Origin of the sequence: Nostoc sp. 'Peltigera membranacea cyanobiont' 210A (genome assembly GCF_002246015.1) — a bacterium.
GTDB lineage: Bacteria > Cyanobacteriota > Cyanobacteriia > Cyanobacteriales > Nostocaceae > Nostoc.
Genome location: NZ_NOLJ01000010.1, coordinates 106291 through 127959, shown reverse-complemented (window position 1 = coordinate 127959; position 21669 = coordinate 106291). Strand labels below are relative to the sequence as shown.

At 39.8% G+C, this 21669-nt stretch carries 17 protein-coding genes; 4 read left to right on the top strand and 13 right to left on the bottom strand.

What is annotated here, in order from left to right; genetic code table 11:
• Nucleotides 1-165 precede the first annotated feature (165 nt).
• Nucleotides 166-672 carry a hypothetical protein gene (locus CDG76_RS28335; protein ID WP_094352194.1) on the bottom strand — a complete coding sequence of 169 codons (507 nt, stop codon included), beginning with the start codon at nucleotides 670-672 and terminating at the stop codon, nucleotides 166-168.
• Between the two features lie 375 nt (nucleotides 673-1047).
• Here CDG76_RS28335 and ureE point away from each other — a divergent pair, with 375 nt between their 5' ends.
• From ureE to ureG, 3 genes are all read left to right on the top strand, one after another.
• Nucleotides 1048-1491 (top strand): urease accessory protein UreE, encoded by a 444-nt coding sequence (ureE, locus tag CDG76_RS28330; protein ID WP_094352193.1) that lies wholly within the window; start codon nucleotides 1048-1050, stop codon nucleotides 1489-1491.
• Nucleotides 1466-2158 (top strand): urease accessory protein UreF, encoded by a 693-nt coding sequence (locus CDG76_RS28325; RefSeq protein WP_094352192.1) that lies wholly within the window; start codon nucleotides 1466-1468, stop codon nucleotides 2156-2158. Before ureE ends, CDG76_RS28325 begins: the two co-directional genes overlap by 26 nt.
• 100 nt (nucleotides 2159-2258) lie before the next feature.
• The gene (gene ureG / locus CDG76_RS28320; RefSeq protein WP_094352306.1) at nucleotides 2259-2855 is read left to right on the top strand and encodes an urease accessory protein UreG; all 597 of its coding nucleotides are present in this window, start codon (nucleotides 2259-2261) and stop codon (nucleotides 2853-2855) included.
• Nucleotides 2856-2920: 65 nt separating this feature from the next.
• Here the strand turns inward: ureG and CDG76_RS28315 are convergent, their stop codons facing one another.
• The 6 genes from CDG76_RS28315 to CDG76_RS28290 all read right to left on the bottom strand — a co-directional run bounded on the left by CDG76_RS28315 (nucleotide 2921) and on the right by CDG76_RS28290 (nucleotide 8319).
• Nucleotides 2921-4786 (bottom strand): ABC transporter ATP-binding protein, encoded by a 1866-nt coding sequence (locus tag CDG76_RS28315; RefSeq protein ID WP_094352191.1) that lies wholly within the window; start codon nucleotides 4784-4786, stop codon nucleotides 2921-2923.
• Nucleotides 4787-5083: 297 nt separating this feature from the next.
• Complete coding sequence (locus CDG76_RS28310) at nucleotides 5084-5548, bottom strand: HNH endonuclease (RefSeq protein ID WP_094352190.1); 465 nt, start codon at nucleotides 5546-5548, stop codon at nucleotides 5084-5086.
• A gap of 10 nt (nucleotides 5549-5558) precedes the next feature.
• Complete coding sequence (locus tag CDG76_RS28305) at nucleotides 5559-5834, bottom strand: hypothetical protein (RefSeq protein WP_094352189.1); 276 nt, start codon at nucleotides 5832-5834, stop codon at nucleotides 5559-5561.
• 216 nt (nucleotides 5835-6050) lie between these two features.
• Nucleotides 6051-6599: a single-stranded DNA-binding protein gene (locus tag CDG76_RS28300; RefSeq protein WP_094352188.1), complete on the bottom strand. Its 549-nt coding sequence runs from the start codon at nucleotides 6597-6599 to the stop codon at nucleotides 6051-6053.
• A gap of 206 nt (nucleotides 6600-6805) precedes the next feature.
• Nucleotides 6806-7000 (bottom strand): hypothetical protein, encoded by a 195-nt coding sequence (locus CDG76_RS28295; RefSeq protein WP_094352187.1) that lies wholly within the window; start codon nucleotides 6998-7000, stop codon nucleotides 6806-6808.
• Nucleotides 7001-7062: 62 nt separating this feature from the next.
• Nucleotides 7063-8319 (bottom strand): FAD-dependent oxidoreductase, encoded by a 1257-nt coding sequence (locus CDG76_RS28290; RefSeq protein WP_094352186.1) that lies wholly within the window; start codon nucleotides 8317-8319, stop codon nucleotides 7063-7065.
• Between the two features lie 165 nt (nucleotides 8320-8484).
• Between CDG76_RS28290 and CDG76_RS28285 the strand changes: the two genes are divergently transcribed.
• Nucleotides 8485-9816, top strand: a complete 1332-nt coding sequence (locus CDG76_RS28285; protein WP_094352185.1) for an ABC transporter ATP-binding protein — start codon at nucleotides 8485-8487, stop codon at nucleotides 9814-9816.
• Between the two features lie 233 nt (nucleotides 9817-10049).
• Here CDG76_RS28285 and cydB read toward each other — a convergent pair whose 3' ends face one another.
• The 6 genes from cydB to fldA all read right to left on the bottom strand — a co-directional run bounded on the left by cydB (nucleotide 10050) and on the right by fldA (nucleotide 21411).
• On the bottom strand, nucleotides 10050-11063 hold the full coding sequence (cydB, locus tag CDG76_RS28280) for a cytochrome d ubiquinol oxidase subunit II (RefSeq protein WP_094352184.1): 1014 nt from the start codon (nucleotides 11061-11063) through the stop codon (nucleotides 10050-10052).
• Between the two features lie 203 nt (nucleotides 11064-11266).
• Entirely contained in the window at nucleotides 11267-12709 is a 1443-nt protein-coding gene (locus CDG76_RS28275) for a cytochrome ubiquinol oxidase subunit I (protein WP_094352183.1), read from the bottom strand.
• A gap of 195 nt (nucleotides 12710-12904) precedes the next feature.
• Entirely contained in the window at nucleotides 12905-16615 is a 3711-nt protein-coding gene (locus tag CDG76_RS28270; RefSeq protein WP_094352182.1) for a helicase-related protein, read from the bottom strand.
• Entirely contained in the window at nucleotides 16605-19721 is a 3117-nt protein-coding gene (locus tag CDG76_RS28265; RefSeq protein WP_094352181.1) for a hypothetical protein, read from the bottom strand. Before CDG76_RS28265 ends, CDG76_RS28270 begins: the two co-directional genes overlap by 11 nt.
• Nucleotides 19722-20078: 357 nt before the next feature.
• A complete protein-coding gene (locus CDG76_RS28260) occupies nucleotides 20079-20831 on the bottom strand; it encodes an alpha/beta fold hydrolase (protein WP_094352180.1) in 753 nt (250 codons plus the stop codon).
• Nucleotides 20832-20898: 67 nt separating this feature from the next.
• Nucleotides 20899-21411 (bottom strand): flavodoxin FldA, encoded by a 513-nt coding sequence (gene fldA / locus CDG76_RS28255; RefSeq protein ID WP_094352179.1) that lies wholly within the window; start codon nucleotides 21409-21411, stop codon nucleotides 20899-20901.
• Between the last annotated feature and the right edge of the window lie 258 nt (nucleotides 21412-21669).

Below are 21669 nucleotides of genomic sequence, written 5' to 3'. Positions count from 1 at the left end.
CGTTGTGAGAGACAATAACTCTACTACCGCAGTCATATCTCTTCAAAGTTTGCGATCGCACCTAAGCTTGGAAATTTATGCGAAGACAATAATTTTGTTACATCGGTCTCCTCTCTTCATCCTCTTATTTTGGCTAAGGTATTGCGGAAAATAAGCCATTTATTCTTAGTATTCTTCAAATACTCCCTCTATCAATTCACCAGTGGGATCACCTTTTCCGTCTAAGCGCTGTACTTTATAACGTAAACCACTTTTAACGGGCACCTCTATCTGGTCGCCGTGGCGCATCACGTACTTGGACCCCCACTCTCCATTTTGTTTTAACAACACAAAAAGACCAGCTCCTAACTCACCATATTCCTCTGCGTCGCTTAGGCATTCTAAAATAACCCGCCCACTCCTGCCGGGAATTCTAACGTGACCATCGAACAATTTAGAGGTAGGCAAGACAAATCTTTCAAATTGTTGTAGTAATCCTGGTAGTTCTTGCCATGGTACTCCAGCCTGGACTGGAGGAACTAGCTCAGGGACTATAACAATCCCTCCAGTGGTTGCAGTCAACAATATCAATAAATAAAGCTTAGGTTTGATGAAATTACCAACTAGAAAACTTTTCAATTTTTTTGAATATAAGCTAGATTTTACTGGTTTAACTTGTTTTTGGTTCAGCATATTCGTGTCTCCAATAATCTTATCGTTATTACCTTATACAACGGCAAATTGGTAAATTTCGCAAATACCAAATAAATTTACCTACAGAAAATCGAAACCTTTTGTAAGTCAACGAAATAATAAGCTTTTCAAGCAATATTGCCCTCTGCTTAAACCAGTCCACCGTACCACTATATGATTACCAAAAACTGACAAGACCCTTAATGTGGTTTTAAAATCGGCTTGTTTGCAGTTCGATCCTCTAGAGCTTTCCATCGGTTATAGAGGTTTTTATACTGGTTTATGGGGTTAAAGGTAGGTTTAGAGCATCTCCCTCAATAATTAGTGTTTAGACTAGAACCATAATTAAAAGCGGAAGTTCAAGCGAAACTCTGTATGCTGACATTTACCCAACTTAAACCACCTAATATAGATGTAGCAGTTACTTTTACTCTGGCGCTAACAGCAGAAGAACGCACCCGCAGCCGTCATCGTTTTGAAACTGAAGATGGTATTGTGTTTTTACATTTACCCAGAGGAACCGTCTTACATGATGGCGATATTCTGCAAGAAGAAATCCATAGTAGTTTAATCAGAATTACTGCTAAACCAGAACTAGTGCTGACTGCCTTTGCCCAAACACCACTTTTATTATTACGAGCGGCATATCATTTAGGAAATCGCCATGTACCTGTAGAAATTACTCCAATTTATTTACGCTTGTCCTCAGATTCAGTTTTACGTGCGATGTTAGAACAACTGGGGTTAGAAGTTAAAGAAGAAATTTTACCGTTTCAGCCAGAATTAGGAGCTTATGGACAACACCATCATGCTCACTGATAGTCATCTTTTGAGTATTTTGCAGCTGGCTAGCCCCGCTTTGCCTGTGGGAGCATATAGTTATTCTGAAGGTTTGGAAATGCTGGTAGAAAATGGTACGATCGCTAACCACACACATCTCAAAGATTGGTTAAAAGCAGAGTTGCTCTACGGAGCAATTCGGTTAGAGGCGGCGGTGATGGTACGATCGCAGCAAGCTGTAAAAATAGGTGATATTGAGTCCCTATGCCGTTGGAATCTGTGGTTATCCGCTGCTAGAGAAACAGAAGAATTACGCGCCTCTAGTTGGCAGATGGGGCGATCGCTGATCCAATTACTTGGTAAACTAGAACCGCAGATTGTACCTATTGCCAATACTGTCGGTAATCCTTGCAATTATGCGATCGCTTTTGGCATTGCCGTTGCCCATTGGGAAATCAGTATCCAAGCCGCATTACTCGCATATCTGCATAGTTGGGCAAGTAATTTGATTACTGCTGGTGTGAAACTGATTCCCCTTGGACAAACAGCAGGACAACGGTTATTGCTAGATTTGCAACCATTACTCAGTGCTGCGGCGTTAGAAATTCTAGGGTTGGAGGACGATCAACTCGCCTGTTGTAGTTGGGGTTTGTCGCTAGCGAGTATGCAGCATGAAACACAGTATACAAGGTTGTTTAGGAGTTAGTCATTGGTCATTAGTCATTAGTCATTAGTCAAAAACTAAGAACTAATAACCATCTACCAAGGGAAAGTGACAAATGACAAATAACAAAGGACAAATAAAAATGAATGCATTTCGAGTGGGAGTTGCTGGCCCGGTGGGTTCGGGGAAGACGGCTTTGGTGGATGGTTTGTGTAAGGGGTTGCGTGAGCAGTATCAGATTGCGGTGGTGACGAATGATATTTATACTCAAGAGGATGCTCAGTTTTTAGTGCGTTCTCAGGCGTTGGCTAGCGATCGCATTTTGGGTGTAGAGACTGGCGGTTGTCCTCACACTGCTATCCGCGAAGATGCTTCGATGAATTTGGCGGCAATTGAACAGTTAGAGGAACGTTTTCTTGATTTGAATTTAGTCTTTTTGGAAAGTGGCGGTGATAATTTAGCTGCTACCTTTAGTCCAGAATTAGTAGATTTAACGATTTACGTCATCGATGTTGCGGCTGGTGATAAAATTCCCCGCAAGGGTGGCCCCGGTATTACTAAATCTGATTTGTTGGTGATTAACAAAACTGACCTTGCGCCTTATGTTGGTGCAGATTTAAATGTGATGGAACGAGATGCAAAAAAAATGCGCGGCGATAAACCTTTTATTTTTACTAATTTGAAAACTCAGTCTGGACTTGCAGATGTAATTAACTTTGTTTGCACAAATATCTGTTAAAAATAATTTTATAACCCACGGAGGTGGGTAAAGTCTCTTGTAGACGCGGTTTCTAACCGCCCTTTCTATAAAGCCCTCAGATGACGACTTCGCACCCGTTCAGCACTACCAGTAGGAATCGCAGCAATTAATTTTTGCGTGTATTCCTCTTTGGGTTCTTGGTAAATGCTTTCAGCTGTGCCTTCTTCAACAATTTGACCGCGATTCATCACTAAAATGCGATCGCTCATAAACTTAACCACACTTAAATCGTGAGAAATAAAAATATAAGTAAGCTGAAAGTCTGACTGTAACTCTTTAAGAAGATTTAATACCTGCGCCTGTACGGAAACATCCAGCGCTGAAACTGATTCATCGCAGATGATAAACTTAGGATTCAATGCCAAAGAACGGGCTATGCAAATCCGTTGGCGTTGACCGCCAGAAAACTGATGCGGATAGCGGTTAACGGCATCTGCACTCAACCCCACCCGTTCTAAAAGTTCAACTACTCGCACGCGTCGTTGTTGTTTGCTTTTTCCAACGGCGTGAATTACCAAAGGTTCCATCACCGCGTCCCCAACCTTCATCCGGGGATCGAGGGAACTAAAAGGATTTTGGAAAACTATTTGCATTTCCCGCCGCAGTTTTTGCAACGGTTCTCCTTTGAGGCTGGTAATATCTTGTTTCTCAAAGATAATCTGACCACTCATCGGCTCAATTAATCGCAGCAAGGTTCTGCCAAGGGTGGTTTTGCCGCAACCAGATTCTCCAACCAAACCTAGTGTTTCCCCTGGTTTGACATCAAAGGAAACGCCATTAACTGCCATATTGTAGCGTTTTGTCCCACCAAACACCCCGCGCACTGGAAAACCAACTTTCAGGTTGCGAATTTGCAGCAGGGGTTCCAATTCATTGAAGTTTGCCAATCTTGCAGCAATCTCTTCAGTGGTGACTTCTGTGGGTTGTGCGGGTTCTTTCGCCTGAATTACTACTTGTCCGGTTGCTGTCTCTTCTGCACTCATGTAGTCTGAAACAGTGAGTAATTTTTGGGGACGGCGGTTGAGTGTGGGGCGACAAGCGATCAAACCTTTAGTATATGGATGCTGGGGACTGCTAAAAATTTGCCGAGAAGTACCAGATTCGACAACTTTGCCTCTATACATAACTGCTACTTCGTCAGCAATTTCTGAAATTAGTCCCAAGTCGTGGGTGATGAAAATCATTGCCATATCACGGCTTTGTTGCAATTCTCGCAACAAGTCCAAAATTGTGGCTTGCACCGTCACATCCAAGGCTGTGGTTGGTTCATCGGCAATTAGGATTAATGGGTTACAAGAAATTGCCATTGCAATCATCACCCGTTGCAACTGACCCCCAGAAAGTTCATGGGGGTAGCGTTCCAGCATGGCTTCTTTATGTTCTTTAACCAACTGTGACAACTTTGATGGTTCTAGTTTCGATGAAGTTTCGGTATACTGCTGTTGGATCTCCTCATCGCTAGGTAGGAGTTTTACTTCTTGCAGACCTGCGATCGCAATTTGTCGTGCTTGGGCTGCTGACACATTTTGATGTCGCACAATCGCTTCTGTTAGCTGAAACCCAATGTCATAAACTGGATTGAGCGAACTCATCGGTTCTTGAAAAATCATCGCAATGTCGCCACCCCGGTGTAACTGCATTTGCTCAGGAGGCAATTTCACCAAATCGATTGCTTTGCCATTCTCCTGCGGACGAAACCAGATTTCACCGCCAGTAACTATACCGGGAGTTTGCAACAAGCCCATCACAGCTAGTGCTGTCACTGATTTACCACTACCCGATTCTCCTACTATTCCTAGAGTTTCACCTCGATGTAGCCCAAAGGAAATACCATCCAAAGCTCTGTTAATGTTGCCATCACCGGGAAATTCAACTTGGAGATTGCGAACCTCTAGGACAGTTTCTCTCATAGGAGTTGGGTATGAATATTAACTTAAAATTATTTGGATTTTAACAATAGTTTTGATGTATATGTAAGTAAATTTGGTTTTTACACTTTTTGGCAGTTTTTCACATACTTCCACAATATACACGCATTTGCGATGTAGAACTGCTTGCGATCTCTGCAAATTGCGATCGGCTCATGTATTTTCGCAAAAATATTGCATAGGCGTAGCCCGCACTTCTCTACGAGACGCTGCGCGTAGCTTGCTTCCACGAAGTGGTACGGCTGCGCTCAGTGACCATCGTAGACATTGTACTATCCCTTACTCGTTTGTATCAATTTTTTCTTGAATTAGATCGTCCATTGGTGGATGACGACCAATTTCTTTATCAGCTGCACGAATATTGATAACCCGTTCCCGATTTAAGGCTAATACAGTGACAGTTACTCGTCCAATAGGTGTCAAACCAACAATTAATAGTCCATCCACAGACCAAATAAAATGATCGCTCCAAATGTGCTGTCGCGGATTAAACAGTAAAACTTCTTCTCCAGATTGAAGGTCAGTTGCTGTCAGCCGATTTGTCTTCCTGCGATTGCAGTGAAAGCAAGCCAATGCCAGATTTTCCAAATTATCTGTTCCACCCAATGACAACGGCATAATATGATCTACCGTGAACTGCACATATTGCCATTGTTCAGATGCATGACAGTATTCACACAGGCACTTGGCACGTTGATGTACCTGCTTTTGTATAGATTCAGAAATCTTGCTACGAGAAGACACAATTTATTTATTATGCTTGCTGAGTTGGAGCAACAGCCAAATTACGAATTGTGCGATTTACAAAGCTTATATAGTCATCAATTTCTTCGTAGCCATCAAGTTCTTTTTCTTCCTCTGCGCTAAGTTGAGTGTTTTGCTGTTTCGCCAATAATTCTTCAATGCGACTTTGAACAGTAGTGGATGCTCGAAAAACTGGAATACCTTCCTCCAAATCAATCCGAACCGCGCCCTCAATGGGTAGTGTTGTTGGAAGACTATTGATTTTCGGTGGCAGAGAAATGGTCATAGCTGTGCTAGAAAATTAATTGATAAGTAATTTTGATTGTAGCTTACATGGGAAGATAGAGAGTTGGTGAAATCAGAGTAGGTAAGCGATATCTCACACAAGATGTAAAGCATCAACGTAGACAAAAAAATAGCACATCCTCAAGGATGGCTATTTGTAGAAATTGTCTAATCGTAATGTTAGTTAGCAAATTGAATACACGCTCAACTACCAACTTTAAAAGGGAATGTCATCTGGATCTGGTTCTTGCTCTTTCACTGCTGGATAAGTGGTTCGCTCATAATTTGTGGGTTGGGGTACGGGTTCGTAACTTGGCGCTGGGGTAGGTGCTGGACGTGCTGCTGACTCATAAGTGGGAACATCTTTCTGTGGAGGACGAGATGCTGAAGGTGTTTGTCGTGGAGCAGTTTCAGTAAATGATGGAGTTACGGTTGCTGAGGGTAATGGATCGGTATTAAAACTACCTCCAACAGATTGAATTTGCTGCACCGTCAATTCAGCGCGTTTTTCTTTAAAACCTTCTTGACGCTCAACAGTATTCATCGTTAAACGTCCTACCAAAATGACGCGATCGCCTTGGTGGTAGTTTTGCTGAATTTCTGTCGCTAAATTCCCCCAGCCAACAACTTTCAGGGTGGCTGGTGGATCTTCTGGTTTCAGGGAATTGGGAAACTGCACCAGCATTTCCGTAACTCCCAAATTATCCGCTGTATAACGGAGTTGCGGCTCGTTAATAATTTCCGCCATTAAAACGCAGCTGTTCATTAAAATTACTCCTGACTGCAAAAAGTACTGATTGAAAAAGTGGGGGTTTTTCTATGTAGTGCCAATTAATATCTAGATAGGTTTAATTGTTTGCATTTTTTAATAATATTTGAACAAATTTTATAACAGAATTCAGGAGTCAGAATGGGCTACGCCCCGCTACGCTAACAGAAGTCAGGAGAACACTTGATGAATGAATATACCAATCATACTAAACTCTTTATCAATTCTGACTTCTGACTCACCTCTCCTGCCGGAGACGCTGCGCGAACGGCTACGCTCGGCGACCACCTGGGTGCTGAATTCTTTTTAGTCCTTTCTAGCATAAAAGCCAAGCGATCGCTTTGAACAGCATTGAGTATACCGTTCGCCACCTTCGCTTGACTAAATTGAGCATTCAATTCTGCATGAGTAGTATGATTGTACCACCCATTGAAGAAATAGAAAAAATTATTGGCAAAAATTAAGTCTTGACGTGAACCGGAAAAACACCCAAGGCGATCAACTTGGCGGGAAGGTCGCGCAAGATGGGTAAGCGCAAGAACGCAGGTGGTACAAAGGTACGATTTGAGTTGAGAACCGGGGCCAATACCCGCTTTTGGATAAAAGTTTGAAACGCCTGAATGATGCGTGTGGGCAACTCGCGTTGACGCTGTACTTTTGCTAGGTCACTAAGTTGTACTTGTTGTTTTTTGAGCGGTTTGCTGAGTACATTCGCCGCGACTACAGCATCTTGAATGGCGTAGTTAATCCCAACTCCACCAACGGGGGACATTATATGAGCTGCATCACCGATGAGTAGCAGCCCTGGACGATACCAGCGTTTGACGCGGCTGGACTCCACTGAGAGAAAAGCTACTTGTGACCAATCATGTAAATTTTGGATGCGTTGCTGGAATTCTGGCACTACTTCGACAATAGATTTTTTTAATTCCTCCAAACCCGCAGCCCGTAGTTGTTGATAGCCTCCTTTAGGGATGATATATGCAACTTGCCACTCATCACCACGGTCAAGCATGGCGATGATGTTACGTTTACCAAAGCGCCCCATTCCCCCCTCTGGGTCTTCTGGTTGACGCGGTAGGCGAAACCAAAGGATATCCATTGGCGGCGAGGTTTCGATTGACTCAAACTCACCCAGGTGGCGTAAACGTGAGTGGCGACCATCTGCACCCACTGTCAGTATTGCCCGGATTTCATGCCAGCCACCGCCTCCGCGATAGCGGACACCTTGAATCACGCCATTTTCGGAAATTAATTCCTGCACATTCGCACCCATCACCAGATGGAAACTAGGATATTTTTGTGCTTCTTGGGTGATGAACTCCAGAAATTTTACCTGGGGAAGCATTGTAATGTATGGGTAGTGGGTTTTCAGATGACTAAAATCTGCGAATGTGACCGTATCTTGAGGAGTTTGAATACTAATTTGGCGCATTTTGGTATGGGGAAGTTGTAGCAAGCGATCGCTAAGTCCCAATTCCTCCATAATTTCCATCACCGATGGATGAATCGTATCGCCACGAAAGTCGCGATCGAAGTCTTTGTGTGCTTCCAGCAACATCACAGAAATGCCTTGACGCGCTAACAACAGCGCCAATACTGCTCCTGCTGGGCCTCCACCCACAATGCAACAATCTGTGGTTTGTACGTCTACAATGTCATGGATAGGGTTAACGCTTGGATCTTGGTAAAGATTTTTAGGTACATCGGTATTCATCACAACACCTCCTGACAGCCCTAAAATTTAGGGTAGTTTGCTTTTGATGTTGCAAGCTGTTTTTTTAACTTTTCGTATTTACCCTGAACGTGTATTATTATGAGCGCTAAAGTCTCATTAGTCATTTTTCCAATGCTCCATGCCCAGTGATAAGAATTAACAGTTGTGTCCCAAGTTGTTTTAGAAAACGTTTATAAAAGTTTTTCCTCACGTAAAGGGGAAAGTGTTACCTCACAAACTCAATCTCCCCTCACACCTGGGGATAAAGTTGATCCAGCGCAAGAGCGTGCGGGAAGTGTCAACGTCTTGCGGCGGATTAACCTGACGATCGCAGATGGCGAGTTTATGGTGCTGGTGGGCCCTTCTGGTTGTGGTAAAAGCACCTTGCTGCGGTTAATCGCTGGGTTAGAAGTGATGACTGGCGGTAATATCTGGATAGGCGATCGCTTGATCAATGACCTACCACCCAAGGAACGCGACATCGCAATGGTGTTTCAAAATTACGCCCTTTATCCCCACATGACGGTGTATGATAACATCGCTTTTGGGTTACGCCGCCGTTTTGGGAGAGCAGGGGAAGCAGGGGAAGCAGGGGAAGCAGGGGGAGAAATTACTTCCTCATCTCCTTATCTTCGGACGTGGGCGGAAAATCTTTTTGTGGGGGCGACCAGAAAGTTACCTAAAGGATTACGCTACACTTCTGACAAAGAACGGGCGGTGGATCAGCAGGTGCGTAGTGTTGCTCAATTGTTGCAAATTGAAACATTGCTGAATCGCTTACCCAAACAGCTATCTGGGGGACAAAGACAACGGGTTGCATTGGGAAGAGCGATCGCGCGTGACCCCCAAGTATTCTTAATGGATGAACCGCTTTCTAACTTAGATGCCAAACTACGGGCGGAAACCCGCGCCCAAATTGTGAAATTGCAGCGCCAATTGGGGACAACGACAATTTACGTTACCCACGATCAAACAGAAGCGATGACAATGGGCGATCGCATTGCGATTATGTCTGAGGGTAAAATTCAGCAAGTTGCTTCTCCCTTAGAACTTTACAACCGTCCTGCCAACCTTTTTGTAGCAGAGTTCATTGGTTCACCACCGATGAATTTTATTCCTGTAGAATTTCATGCCCCTCTATTGATTACTCATTCCCAGTTGCGTTTCACGCTACCAGAAGTTTGGGGAAAAGCCCTACAAAAATATGATGGGAAAACTCTAATTTTAGGCATTCGCCCAGAACACTTAAACTTGAGTATGCCTGCAACCAAAAATCTACCTGTACAAGTAGATTTGGTAGAAAATCTCGGCAATGATTCATTTCTCGCTGTTAAGATTGCCGAACCGGGATCTCAACCTGCCGCTACAGCCAATTACCTGCAAGTGCGAATACCACCAGACCGATTTGTACAACCTGGTGAGCAACTTTGGTTATCGCTAACTCCAGAGAAAGTTCACTTTTTTGACCCGGAAACTGAGTTAGCGATATTTCCATAAAATTAATCAACAGAGAAACACAAACTTAGCAAATTTTAGATTTTAAATTTTCGATAGACACCATTTATTTGTGAAGCTGTGCTAAACCTTTTGGTTCTTCGGTTAAGGCAAGAGACGCGATGAATCGTAGGCAAGAGACGCGATGAATCGCCGTCTCTACAATAATCGGTCTTTTGTATAGACGGCGATTTATCGCGTCTTTATGATGATGTATCGCATCTTTATTGCGTCACCTATTTCCCATAATCTATACCTGCCACTTTCCCTCGAAACACAATGTAATTGTAGATGTTGTAGAACAACATAATGGGAATCAGAAATCCAATGAAAATAATCATGAACACTAATGCACTAGGTGCTGCGGCTGCCTGATAAATTGTGATGCCTGGGGGAATAATATAGGGAAAAACAACTAATCCTAAGCCCACAAAGGTAAGTAGAAAAAGCAGCACTGTCCAAACCAGGGGAGTAGTTTCTGCTTTACGGTTTAGGCTTTGAATCAATAACCAAATCAGCAGCACACCTAACACGGGAATGATTGAAAATAGATACACTTCTGGCTGATGAAATAACTTTGCCCTGGCATTTTCATACACAACAGGAGTGGCGATCGTAATTAAGATTGCACCTAAAAGCGTTGTCCAGGCAGCGATTTTTGCTGTGCGGTAATGGGATGTTTGCAGTTCTCCCTCAGTTTTTAAGATGAGATAGGTGGAGCCAATCAATACATAACCCTGGATCAATGTCAAGGCAACTAAGAGCGATCGCCAATCGAACCAATCCCACATACTGCCGATAAAGTGACCCGCTTCATCCACCTTAATGCCTTCTAAAATGGTGCCCAAGGCGAATCCTTGAAATAGCGCCGCCATGAAACTACCGACTCCAAACGCCACATTCCAAAACACTTTGTTTGTAGAATGCTCTCGAAACTCAAAGGCCACAGCCCGAAAAATCAAGCCAAAGATCATCCCAAAAATGGGAATGTAGAGCGCATTCAAAATGGTGCCATAAGCAAGAGGAAATGCCCCAAACAATGCACCCCCCATCAACACCAACCAGGTTTCATTGGCATCCCAAATATTACCCAAACTCGTCATTAAGATGTCGCGTCGGTCGTCATTGGAACTGGTTAGCGATAGGATACCTACGCCTAGATCAAACCCGTCTAACATGACATAGAGAAATAAAAACAGAGCCAAAATGACAAACCAAACTTGTGCTAAAAAGTGTTCTAGATTCTCCATACAGTTACCTATTGATTTACCATACTCAACACTCAATAGACCTCTTGCATAAATCAAAAATAAGAAAGAACCCCACCCCGCCAAAGCTATGCTTTGTCTCCCCTCCCCGCTTGCGGGGAGGGGTTGGGGGTGGGGTGTTAGGGACTTTTGCAAGAGGTCTAATACTCAATACTCAACACTCAATACTCAATACTCAGCACTCTTTATTGCTCTGCTTCGACAGGACGTTGATCTGGAATAAATTCAGCCGGAGTAGTTTCTGCGGCAGGTTCGGTGTCAATGCCTGGAACCGGAAGCTCTAGATTGGGGCCTTGACGAATGATTCGACTACCAAAGAATAAGGCACAAATAAACAGGGCTGTATAAATTACAGCAAAAATTAGCAGGGATGTTAAGACTTCACTAGCAGGTAGGTGAGAAACTCCATCTGCCGTGCGAATTTGCCCATAAAGTACCCAAGGTTGCCGCCCAACACAACGCACAATCCAGCCTGATTCGACAGCAATGTAGCCCAGTGGAGCCGCCAAAATCCAGATTCGCAGTAGCCATTTCTGTTGAGCGATCGCTTCTGGCGAGAGTTTGCCCCGCAACCACTGAATCACACTGAGTCCCATCAATCCAGCTAAGAAGAAGCCAATGCCGCTCATAATACGGAAGGAATAATAAATCAAACCCACCATCCGGGGGCGATCTTTAGGCTGCCAATGTTTCAGTCCGAGAACGGGTTTAGAGAGGTTCTGTTTGAATTCCAAAATGTAGCCTAAGCCGTTGGGAATTGAGAATTCCCAGTCGTTTTGCTCAGTCTGGTTATTGGGTAATGCCACCACACTCCAGGGTGCGGGCTGTCCGGCTGGAGAGGTTTCCCACTTAGCTTCCATCGCGGCGAGTTTGGTAGGCTGATAATCTGCTACCTGCTCGGCGCTGAGGTGTCCGATATAGATTTGTAATGGGGTGACTGCGATCGCAATTGCCAAGACAATTTTAAGCGATCGCGCAAAAAAGGCCTCATGACGCTTGTTGAGAATATACCAGGCGCTAATTCCCCCAATCACAAACAGAGAAGTTTCCAGCGTCGCCAAAAACATGTGCGAGACGCTGTTGAGCATGAAGGGATTTAAGATTGCCTGAAAGTAATCATCGACAACAAACTTCCCGTTGACCATTTCCCCACCTGCCGGGGTCTGTAACCAAGAGTTTGCCGCTAAAATCCAGAAGGTAGATAGGTTTGCGCCAAAGGCAACCATAATGGTGGCAAAATAGTGAACCACTGGGTTTACTCGTTCCCAACCAAACAGCATAATCCCCAAAAATCCGGCTTCTAGCATGAATGCCATCGAAGCCTCAAAGCCTAAAATGCTGCCAAAAAAGTCACCCACGGCTTCAGAAAACGGTGCCCAGTTTGTGCCAAATTGAAACTCCATCGGCAAACCGGATGCTACACCAATACCGAAGTTCAACACATATAGTTTTGCCCAGAAACGAGCATGGTGGTAATAATCGGGATTGCGTGTTTTTAGCCACATTCCTTCGACGATGACCAGATAAATCCCCATTCCAGTGGTGAGAACAGGCCATAGCATGTGAAAGATCGCCGTCAGTGCAAACTGCATCCGCGATAGGGCAACGGTATCCGACAGAAAATCCATGAACTAACCTCTGAATTCGTTTAAATCAGAATCTTTGAGTCATAGCCGAATGGATTAAAGATACCACTGGGAACACAAGAGGAGTACGAAAATTTTCTCCGTTGTAACTCAGTCTGCTTACACGAGCATTTTGTGAGACTTTAATTAGCGATCGCTGCACCAAATTTCACAACTGCAATCAAATTTCCTTGCCAATCAGTCTTCTTGAGAAAGAATTAAATTTAGAATATTCATTTCTTTAGACTGGAATATTTGATTTTCATTAAATAGGTTTTTTCCTAATTTATCCATTGCACCACTATTGAAAACTACATAAGGAATATTTTGATAATTAGAGTCAATGGGTAAAATATTATATGCTAAAGCAAGTGTAGAAACGTACCGAGCTAAAATATCCCGTAAAGAGACATTATCAATTCTTCTCTCATTTTCAAAATAGTCTTCAAAAGCCTGAAAAGATAAAAATGTCTGTATAGGTAAAGCATAATAACGTTCTGACGAAAGAGAAGTTTGGCTTAATTTTTGTGAGCGTTCTAATTCACTAAAAAGTGTTCTCGTCAAGTCTATTAAAGAATAAGCAGCGCTAATAATTTGTTTTGGATATTTTCCTGACTTTACTAAAAGTTGAAGTTGTTTGATAAAATCTTCATTTCGCTCTCGATCGAGAATTTTTGCTAAGTCAATATAATTAGTTTCTTTAACTAGTTTCTCTGATAACGGTACAATGAGTAAACTACCTCTAACGTATGTTTTTTCAATTGGTGGTAGACTAAGCAAATTATCAAGGCTAGTCTCGATTTTTGATAAAAAATTAAATCCGATTGAAACATAGGATACTTGTTGATTTTGAGGAAGTGATTTATTTTGAGAATAAGGGCTTATTTCAATTTTCTGAACCGAAAGTAATTCATATAAACTTTGCTCTATATTTTTCAATATATTATCTCCAGGTTGTTTTTTTACCTCCTTTTGAATTTGCCGTAATAAAGTAGCCAACGTACCAATAAATGTCTCCCCTGCTTGGCTAATTGCTTTACCACCAATAGGAATAATGACGTATCGTTTTCTACCAATTTCTCCTGACCCCATAATCCGGGTCATAATAGATGCTTTCAGGATAATCAGAATATTTAATATATTCAGACAAGCTTCTTTTAATGAGAGATTTGTAAGTTTTTCTGATTCAGCAGCACTTAAACTTTTTCCATTATCATCTACTTTTTTTGGGTAGTATATCGCTTTATCAGACAAGTAAAAATTTAAATATTTACTACCGTGGTCTAGTTTACCACCTCGCCCACGGTAAATTACTTGGATAATTTCCATCAAATTTTGCTCAATTTGAAAGCTAGGTATCTGCACAAGAATATATTTAGTTTGGGGAAAAGATAAGCCACGAGATGCGGAAGCAGTCATAAAAACTACTTTGACTATATTTTGGTATTTCTGAATTTCAGCTTCTTCTTTATCTGATAAACTGGCATGTATTTCTAAATATTCTTGATGCAGAGTAAAGCTAGGTCTTACCTGATAAATTTTAGTAATTAATTGCTTGAGAGTATCTTTATTTTGGATATAGACTATAATTTGTCCATCATTTTTATCTAGCAATTTTAAAATATCTTCTTCAATTTTTTTAGCTACCTTAGTATCTAAAGTAAAAGTTTCATCTGTAATGTCGTCTGAGCTTACTGACTGGACAAATATGTGATAATTAAATATCAGCTTGTCAGCAGGATAAGAATTTGCATTTATTAGAGTTGCAGGCTTATCCAAAAATTCAAATTCATTAAGAGATAAACATTGGCCAATTGAATCTGAAACTTGTCTAACAAATATTCTATCTCCCTGAATTTGATTTAGAGAAAGATGATTTTCAACTACGTCTTGTATTGTCAGTGACGCGTCAGCAGTAATCACTTTCAGATTAAAGCCGTATTCAGGATTTAACAAATCATAATCTTCAACAAAATCTAAAATGCCATGTAGAAAAGCAACTCCCTCTTGGGAACCTGTAATTTCGTCAATCATAATGAAAATATTTTTCATGCGACTGGCGATTTCTTTCATCTTCTTTGGAATAACTCCAGGAGGCTTTTTGGAAGAATTATAAGCACTACTAAATATTCTGCCGAAATGCTTTAAAGTATTACCGTAGCGAGTTTCCTTTAAAGACTGCATTGAGGCTGTAGCAATAATATTATTAGGTAAATCAGGATTAATGATACAGGTGTGAATTGCTTCACATAAACTTGCTAGAACTCCAACCTCACGGGGTTTTTCTACTTGTACCAAGTTATCTGTACGTCTAACTAAGCTACTAGGAAATTCAGATACTTTGTCTTTTAAATTTCTAGCATCTAGAAATTTTACTTGCCCTATTTGATGTTCGTCAGTCAGGTTATTATTATAGTACTCAACAACGTAACCTCCATTGGCATCATCAACTATTCTTTTATTGGTATTAATACAAATTAAATTGTCCGAGACTAGTTTTAAGCTATTTTCTTCTGTAAATTTATCAATAATATCTCGGTTAACCTGAATTCGAGGACTGACATATATTAGCAGTGACCCCTCATGCAAGTGGTCAATAATTTGCTTTGCAACTGCTGTAGTTTTACCAATTCCAGGATTTCCCGTCAAAAACAGCAATGGTATTCTAGAATCTGCAAGGGTTCGATGTATCAACTCTGCATGAGCATTTCTAAATTCTGTTTCTTTTAGGTCTAGCGATCGCTTAATAGATTCAGGTACAATACCGGCCGTATTAAAAAAATGCTTTCCCGCTTCAAATACTTCAGTATTTTGAATATAATTTATTGTATCTTTTTTTGTTTCAACTATATCTTTGACAAACCTGTTGCCATCCTGAAAGTTTCTAGCTGCATTACTTTTAATGACTTCAAGTAACGTGTTGCGACTGTCACTAATATCTTTGTCACTTTTATTTTTATATATTTCATAACAATTTTTTAAAATTTGCAGACTATTTTGAGCATTGTCTTTTTCTTTAGTCAAAGCAATCCCGTTAATCATTCTGTCACTATAGCCAAAGCAATTAAACTTCACTGCATCATCTCGTGATATTTTACCTGATGACAGCAGAAAATTATAAAAACTCCAAGCATAACTAGAAGCTTGGATAACTTTCACGGCTTCCTTGTCTTTAGTCTTGAAAGCACAGAAGAAGCGAGTCAATTCTTTAGAATATATCTCGTTAAGTTTATTGTTATTGTCGCTACTATTTCCAGTATCGATACCGAGTCCACAAAAACTAGACTTGGAACGCACATAATTTAACTCAGTATTTAATGATTCTACCAGACTTTGAATGTTATTTAAGTCAGTTATAGAATGAATAGCGGAAGTTGTAAAAGTGGATAAGTCTACAACCAAGATTCGATACTTACCCATATACCGCAGCAATAAAAGAGTATCTGCTTTCAGAAACTCTCCTCCATCCATATAACGACTGATATCGACGTTTTCAAATCCCTGAATTTCTAAAATTTCCTTGTAGCATTCAGGAGGATATCTTTCTAAATTTTTGATACCAAAGGCATTTTCATTGTGAAAATCACATTGAAAATAGATAATTTCTATTTTGTTTTTAATTCGCCAGCCAGATGCTTCTATATATTCTCGCACAAAGCTATAGCCGGAAGTCCATCCTTTTTGAATAAATAATTTTACCCAGTCACCAATAATTTCTTGATGAGATTTATCTATAAAATTATTAGCTATAGCCTTTTGGATATTATGCAAAGATAACTTACTTAAAGGCTGAAGATAAACATCGCCATAGGAATGTTTTAACTTGGAATGCTGAAAGTAAGTTAAAATGCCGATATTAAAACTTATTTCAAATACTCGACCTAAATTAATGCCTAAATCATTTCCCATAAAGCGCACTCCTAATTTCGGTCAAAAAGGCTAAGTTATTAAACTTAACATTCTTCACCGAGTAAGTATAAGTAGATATTTTACCGATACCTTCGTCACCAATTAGCTTACTGTAAGGGTTCAGCTTGAGAGCAATATTTCGATTTACTTCGTATCGAGAAAAATGAAATAAAGCAATGTATTGTAAAATCGTCTTTTGTAAAGGCGAATCTTTATCTAATAACCCTTCTATAATATCTTTCGTATCACCTACGTCATAAATATTTAGTAAAGTACTGTAACAAACTACACTATTAAATATAGTCCGCTCTTTATCTACAGAACGGCCTGTAAAAAGGTTGAGAAACACTCTGGTTTTTTGGCTTTTATCCACAGATAACTTCTCTAATTCTTCAATATCAGGAATATAAAAAGAATCAGCTTTCCCTTCAATCAAGTTGATAGCAGGATAGTTATCCATAAATATTGGATATAGCTTGATATCTGGCTTACCTGCTTTGAGATACTTAACTACATCCTGAGACATGAAAAATAATGAATCTGGGTCTGATTCCAATTTAGTTATACCCAAACTCCTAGTATAGGGAGCTTTCGCTATGTATAAAAAATGTCGATAACCTTGTTGGTAAAGTTTACTAATTTCATCTCTCACAACCTCTGATTCTGTAGATATTTTAGAGTGAGGTTGATTGTCTGCAAATGTTTTGATAGGTTCAACCTTGACTGCTGTATCAGATACCTGATTAATAACAATAATTTCGCCATATATATTTGAAATTCTGACAGGTTTATCTTTTTCATCCCAAACTGCATCACTCAACCAGCTAGAAACAACAATAATTGCTAATTTATCCAGTTGAGCCTGATAACCTTCTTGCAACTCGAAAGTTTTAGGAATTAAAGCGTACAACGATGACAAGGCATTTTGTTCTTTATACTTATCTATTGTTTTTCCATTTTTTACATTTAGTCCTTGAGCATCAGCCATACAATCTCGGCGAAGAATATGTGCTAATGCCTTTGATAAAGAATTGAGAAAAACTTCATCTTCTGTTGTTTCCTGAGTATCTTGGAGATGAAATCTAAAAATTGGAATAAAGAGTTTTTCTTGCTTTTCGCTATCTAGACTAATTTGCTCTCGACAAATACTAATGCACAAGTAACTTAATAAAGTGAAGACTTGCTGATATATAGTAGCTTCTGGTGATTGAGTATTTTTAAATATTTCTTCTCTAGCTTGTTTAGATAGGTAATAAATTCCAATCATTGTTTGTGATTTATAATATTTGTCATATATTGGATGATTCTCTAATTTATTTGTTTTAGGATTAACAGCAAGAGGATAAAAGACTACTGGCAATGCTTTAATACCTGTGATGTCATATTTCATCGAGAAATTCTGCTTATCACTATCTGTAAAATACCGAACATCATCAAAAGTAAAAGTGACAGATAATGAACTAAGAGACTGTTCATTTACAGTAGGTGGTAAAACCTCCACATAAGCCAGAGCTTCTCTAGCTTGGGCTTTAAAATTTGCTTGGTTTTCTTGATTTAAATCAAGTTTTAAAAAACTACGAGTATTAATAATTTTTGAGGCATTTTTATGCAAAACTGCTTTATTAATACATAATTGTACTCTTTTAGAAAATGATGGCAATATTTCTTTTTTCTTAAGAAAGGTTTGCAGCAGATTTCTTAAGGCTGCTAATTTTCGTTCGACTTGACAAACATCCTTATTCAATATCAAACCGTAAATTTTGATTAATAAATTTGTAACTTCCTCGTCAGAAATACCGACTTTGAATTTATTTAAAACATCCTCCTTAAATTTAGGAGTAGGATCATAATCTTTATCAGGTATCTTGCCTTCTTCATCGACAGCGAAAACGAAATAATAAAGACAAGCAATTTTCAAAACTTTTTCTTTAAAGTTCTTGGCTTTTGCAGGATCTTTTAGTTGGTCTTTATGACGCGGACTGGTGGGGTCAAGTTCAGTCATATAGTAATTCACAACTGAATTTTCATGATAAGAATTTACAGAACCATTGAGTTTTAACCTCACACCCAAGTTGAATTCTTGGATACCTCTGTCTTTATCTATGCTTTCTCCTATCATTCCTTCATACTCAGGAATAATAGGCAAGATATCAAAGGCATTTGCTTGAGAAAAAGCTGTGCGGAGATTAACAGGCTTATCAAGTAAATAACTTACTTCATAATCTGGATCATCTAAATCTGGAGCGTTGATATAATTTATTAATAATCTCAGCCGCTTAATCAATGTTTCTAAACATTCAAAACCCTGTGTATTAGAATTACGTAGATTAGTTTTGGCACATTCTATTCTCAAATAATCCAAATAATCTATTTTGATATCTCGTAGTAGTCTCGGAAGAGATTCAGTATCTACTATTTTTTGAAACTCAGTAAGTTCAGATTCTTTTTGCTCTGATATATCGTCTAAAATTTCTGTCAGTTGTTGCCAATCTTGTGAATCGGGTCTAGTTATAGTATCTATGTAGCTTTTAAGGCTCTCTAAAAACCTACTATTAAAATTAGATATGCCTTCAAATTTGACGTTCAAGTGATGAGCTTTTATGACTGACTCTGTACCCTTGCGCCTCTCTTGAGCCAAGCTATTCTCAATAACTAACCGCTGAGATGTAAAACTATAAGGCTTGTTAAAAGGATATTTAAATGGTAACTCAGCTTGAGTGCTAATAAAATCAGATAATGGTGTGCAAAGATTGTCTAAGGAAGATTGAGTTTGGTTTTCTCCACAAGCAGTAACAAGTTGTCTTCTCAATTCATCTCTAATGGCTTGGATTTTAGAATAAAATTCTGTTTCCAACTTAAAATTGACAGTTGCTGCTTTAATGCCTATATTCTGCGTTAAAGGACTTTGTGGACATAGGTTGGGATTTGTAGCAATTTCATAGGCAATATCATAAGCTGAGATTCTGAGTTTATTTCCATCTGGAGAAAATTTAAATAGTGGTTTTTGTTTAATGAATTCTAAAACTGTGTCTAGTAATGGAATGTAATCTAATTTTGCTAAGGGATTTGAGCTTTCCTCAATAGAATGTCTTGATGTTGATGTCATGATGCAACCACTGTTTAGAAATATTTCAATTTTGTGACTTACCCTAAAAGATTGATGCACTTAAACAGCAGCCAACAGAGTAAGCTGGCAGAATCAATTCTGAGTTTGTAAGACTTATCTTATAACCCAAAAATTTTAATTCAGCCATATCGTTAGTTTTGAAGACTTACGCTTATCTGGTGATATTATAGTATGGATGTACCAAAAGGTTACTTTTAGAAAAAAGTTTAAAATTCTTAATTTTTAGTAAAAATAGTTCATTAATCAATTTGGTAAAAAAGTGCTTTCAACTGTAAAGTAGCGATCGCACCCCATCACATCCCAAGTTTTATAGATGCGATCGCACTCTCAAAGTTACTAATTTGTAGAAGTGCTAAAAGATAGTGCAGATGCTTCTAGCAGATGCGGATGGTGATGTTCCCAAAAACTCAAAATCTGTTCGCCAACCTGTTGAGGATAGAAATAGTGAAAAAAATGATATCCTTCTGGGCATTCCCAGAGCTTATCTTCTGGCTTGAACCAATTCAACCAATCATGTAATACAGTTGGGTTGACTACCGGATCGCTCTTGCTACCACATACCATCATTGGCATAGAAACTCCACCTTTGGGTAAATAAACCAACTTAAACAAAGAGTGTGACGAGGGAGATTGTTCTAAATCTTTGTCTAAGGCAGCTACTAACTTTTTAGTAGTATGAGGTGGTTGATTTCCAAAAAGACTGCGAACGCTGCTTGCCAAAACTAACTCACGGCTGATGCTAAAAAGTTGTCGTTGAAAGTAATAGTGGGCTTGCCAATTGTTTGCAGGTTGAGCTGCAACAGCTAGCAGGGTGAGCGATCGCACTTTTTGCGGAAATCGCCGCGCAAAGGTTAAGGCGATCACACCACCCATCCCATGACCGGCTAAATGCACGGGGCGATCGCGCCATTCTAAAAACTCATATAGCAAATCCACAGCTTGATCTATGGAACTCGCTTCATCTTTGGTTTGCTGGTATTCCCACTGGGCGACATTTATATACCTAGATAAATATTCAAGTAATGGTTTATCAAAACGCTGCAAAACAGGACTGGCACTTAACCATAAAATATCAAATGAATCAGACATAAATACCTATAACTTCTAAATTATCAACTTCAATAAAGGCGCACAGCTAGCTGTGCGCCCCAAATCTCTACAAACCAAATTCTGTCTTCAACTGAGCAACCCAAGTTTTAATTCGCTCATCTGTTAAATCAGATTGACTACCTTCATCAAGTGCTAATCCAACAAACTTGCCATTTTTCAAAGCTCTAGAATTCTCAAAGTCATATCCCTCAGTTGGCCAGTAGCCAACAGTTTTACCGCCTCGCTGGGAAATTTTTTCTTCCAAAATTCCCATTGCATCTTGGAAGTTATCGGCATAGCCATATTGGTCTCCATCACCAAAATAGGCAACCAGCTTACCACTAAAATCTATTTCATCTAGATCGGAGAAAAAGCCTTCCCAATCGCTCTGAAGTTGACCAATATCCCAAGTAGGAGAGCCAATAATCAGCAAGTCATACTCATCAAAAGTGCTACTATCCGCTTCATAAATGGGATGTAATGTCACAATATCATCACCAAACTCATCCCGAATTTTTTCAGCATCAGATTCAGTGTTGCCAGTTTGAGTACCGTAAAACAAACCAATTTTTTTTGACATATTGACACCTGATAAATAAATAGTTGTGTGCTCTACTGAAAAGTCGCCCTGAAAGGTTGGTTAATCCAGCGTTCCCTGCCCATCAAGGCATCGACTCCAGTGTTTGAACAGCCACGCAAGTCAAAAGCGTTATCTTTTCAGAAAGTTTGCAAATAGCTGAAATACATGGCTCACTTAATGAGTATTAGTCGCAATAACTCTGAAGATATACTATCAGACTTATTGAGAGTCTTTTTCATTTAATTTGGTAAAGTTTTG

Coding starts and splice junctions, on each gene's coding strand:
- CDG76_RS28335 (WP_094352194.1), bottom strand. CDS start 672: ATGCTGAACCAAAAACAAGTTAAACCAGTAAAATCTAGCTTATATTCA.
- ureE (WP_094352193.1), top strand. CDS start 1,048: ATGCTGACATTTACCCAACTTAAACCACCTAATATAGATGTAGCAGTT.
- CDG76_RS28325 (WP_094352192.1), top strand. CDS start 1,466: ATGGACAACACCATCATGCTCACTGATAGTCATCTTTTGAGTATTTTG.
- ureG (WP_094352306.1), top strand. CDS start 2,259: ATGAATGCATTTCGAGTGGGAGTTGCTGGCCCGGTGGGTTCGGGGAAG.
- CDG76_RS28315 (WP_094352191.1), bottom strand. CDS start 4,786: ATGAGAGAAACTGTCCTAGAGGTTCGCAATCTCCAAGTTGAATTTCCC.
- CDG76_RS28305 (WP_094352189.1), bottom strand. CDS start 5,834: ATGACCATTTCTCTGCCACCGAAAATCAATAGTCTTCCAACAACACTA.
- CDG76_RS28300 (WP_094352188.1), bottom strand. CDS start 6,599: ATGAACAGCTGCGTTTTAATGGCGGAAATTATTAACGAGCCGCAACTC.
- CDG76_RS28290 (WP_094352186.1), bottom strand. CDS start 8,319: ATGAATACCGATGTACCTAAAAATCTTTACCAAGATCCAAGCGTTAAC.
- cydB (WP_094352184.1), bottom strand. CDS start 11,063: ATGGAGAATCTAGAACACTTTTTAGCACAAGTTTGGTTTGTCATTTTG.
- CDG76_RS28275 (WP_094352183.1), bottom strand. CDS start 12,709: ATGGATTTTCTGTCGGATACCGTTGCCCTATCGCGGATGCAGTTTGCA.
- CDG76_RS28270 (WP_094352182.1), bottom strand. CDS start 16,615: ATGGGAAATGATTTAGGCATTAATTTAGGTCGAGTATTTGAAATAAGT.
- CDG76_RS28265 (WP_094352181.1), bottom strand. CDS start 19,721: ATGACATCAACATCAAGACATTCTATTGAGGAAAGCTCAAATCCCTTA.
- CDG76_RS28260 (WP_094352180.1), bottom strand. CDS start 20,831: ATGTCTGATTCATTTGATATTTTATGGTTAAGTGCCAGTCCTGTTTTG.
- fldA (WP_094352179.1), bottom strand. CDS start 21,411: ATGTCAAAAAAAATTGGTTTGTTTTACGGTACTCAAACTGGCAACACT.